Origin of the sequence: Streptomyces sp. YS-3, from assembly GCF_045257485.1 — a bacterium.
GTDB lineage: Bacteria > Actinomycetota > Actinomycetes > Streptomycetales > Streptomycetaceae > Streptomyces.
In genome coordinates this window covers 1-2351 of sequence record NZ_JBJHPC010000833.1, presented here as the reverse complement: position 1 = coordinate 2351, position 2351 = coordinate 1, and the positions used below count along the sequence as shown (strand labels likewise).

Genomic DNA, 2351 nt, shown 5'->3' with positions numbered 1-2351 from the left:
GGCCGGGGACGCGGGGGCTCCAGCCGGTACGCAGGGTCTCCGTGGCGCAGACGGCGGACATCAGCGCCGAGGTGCTGGGCACATGGCCCGTGTACGGGCTGAGGTTGCTGAGCCGGACCGTTCCCGGCTGCCAGACCTGGGCGATCGCGGTGGCTTCGGCGCGGTCGATCGCGGCGGTGCCGCGGGCGTCGCCGAAGACGGTGCCGACGTCCGAGGCAGGTATGCCGCTGTCGGCCAGGGCGCGCCGGAAGCTTTCCGCCCAGGCCTCGCCCGAGGGGTCGTTGCCCGCGACGCGATGGCCGTCGCTGGTGATCGCGTGGCCCTTCACCTCGGCGAGGATGGTGGCTCCCCGTGCCAGTGCGTGTTCCAGGGACTCGACGACCAGGGCCGTGCTGCCGGCCCCGAGTACGGCACCGGTGGGGGTGGCGCTGTAGGGGCGGGGGCTGTCCTGCGCGAGGAGGCCGACCCGGTCGAAGCCGAAGTGCAGCAGCGGGGTCAGCTCGTCGGCGCTGACGGCGAGCATCACGTCCGCCTCGCCCCGGCGGATCAGGTCGGCCGCGTATCCCAGGCCGCTGAGCCCGGAGGCGCAGCCGGTGGCGAGGGTGGAGAGCGGGCCGCGGATCTGGAGGGCGAGGCATGCGTGTCCGGCGGCGGCGTTCATCACCGAGTTGGGGAAGAGGCGGGGATTGACGCGGTGCGGTCCCTGGGTGCCGATGGTCTCGCTGAGCTGCTCCACGGTCTCCACCGGTCCGCTGAAGGTGCCGAACACCATGCCGATGCGGTGCGCCTCCGCGTTGGTGACGCGCAGGCCGGCGTCGTCGAGGGCCAGTCGGCTGGCGGCGAGGGTGAGCAGGCCGATCTGGTCCAGTCGGCGGGCGTAGGCCCGGTCGACGTGGCGGCGGCACTCGGCGGTGTCGACTTCGGCGGCGAGACGGGTGCGGGAGCGGCTCAGGTCGCTGAGCCGGGCCGGTCCCACTGCGGTGCGGCCGTCCCGGAGCGCGTCGAGCAGGACCTGGCGGCCACTGCCGAGCGCCGTGACGGGACCCGCGCCGGTGATGACGACGCGGTGGGCGGCGGGAGTACGCGGTGCGGCCGGCCGACTGCCCAGGACCAGGGAGCAGTTGTTGCCGCCGAAAGCGAAGGAGTTGGAGACCACCACGTTCAGTTCCTGAGGCCGCGACCGGTTGGGCACGATGTCACGCTGCAGGTCGCGGCTCTCGTCGACGTTGACGGTGGGTGGCAGCACACCGTCGCGCAGCGCCATCACACAGGTGGCCGCCTCCATGGCACCGGCGGCGCCGAGCATATGGCCCACCTGCGACTTGGTGCTGCTCATCGGGGCGGCGGTACGGCCCTGGAAGAGGGCGTCCACGGCCTTGGTCTCGGCGCTGTCGTTGGTGGGTGTGCCGGTGCCGTGCCCGTTGACGTAGTCGATGTGCTCGGGGCCGAGCGCGGCCTGGGCCAGGCCCGCCCGCATGGCGCGGTTGGCGCCGTCGCCCGCCGGGTCGGGTGCGGTGGCGTGGTAGGCGTCGCTGGTCAGTGCGTAGCCCAGGACGTAACTGAGGATGTCCGCGCCCCGTCGGCGGGCGTGTGACTGCGATTCCAGGACCAGGAAGGCCGCGCCCTCGCCGAGGTTGAGGCCGGTGCTGCGGGAGTAGGGCGCGCATGGCTCGGAGTCGAGGGCGTTGAGGCTGTCGAAGCCGGCGAGGGAGAGGATGTCGAGCACGTCCACCCCGCCCGCGATCATCACGTCGGCCCGGCCTTCGCGGATCGCGTCGGCGGCGAACCCGATGGAGTTGGAACCGGCAGCGCAGGCGTTGGAGATCACCACCTTGGGGCCCTTGAACCGGAACGCGATGCTGAGCGCGTCCGCCGAGGTGTACAAGGGGTAGTTGAAGAGCAGGTCTGCGTGGGTCGCCCCGGGGCCGCCGCGCAGCAGCTCCCAGTGGAACTGCTCGCCGCGGTCGAGGCCGCCCACGGAGGTTCCCACCGCGATGCCCATGCGGTACGGGTCCTGGCTGTCCTCGGGCAGTCCCGCGCCGGCGACCGCCTCCTGGGCGGCGGTCAGGGCAAGCGACGTGGCCCGGTCGACGCGTCCGCGCAGCCGCGGGTGGGAGGAGGGGATGGTGGGTGCTTCGCCCGCGTACTGGCAGCTGAGCGTCGAGACGTCGAGGCGCTGGGTCCTGGCGATGCCGCTCTCGCCCGCGCGGATACCGCGCCAGACGTGCTGTGCGCCGTTGCCGAGCGCACAGCTCAGGCCTATTCCGGTGATGGCCACGCCTTCGAGGCGGTGGTTGCTGTGGCTCATGACTTCTCCTTGCGTGCCGCAAGTGGTGTGGGGAGGGCTCGGC

The 2351-nt window shown here is 72.6% G+C and carries 1 protein-coding gene; it reads right to left on the bottom strand.

Going from position 1 to position 2351, the window contains the following annotated elements; translation table 11 throughout:
- On the bottom strand, positions 1-2308 hold a 2308-nt coding region (locus ACJA3G_RS35335; RefSeq protein WP_406557118.1), incomplete at its 3' end, for a beta-ketoacyl-[acyl-carrier-protein] synthase family protein.
- Between the last annotated feature and the right edge of the window lie 43 nt (positions 2309-2351).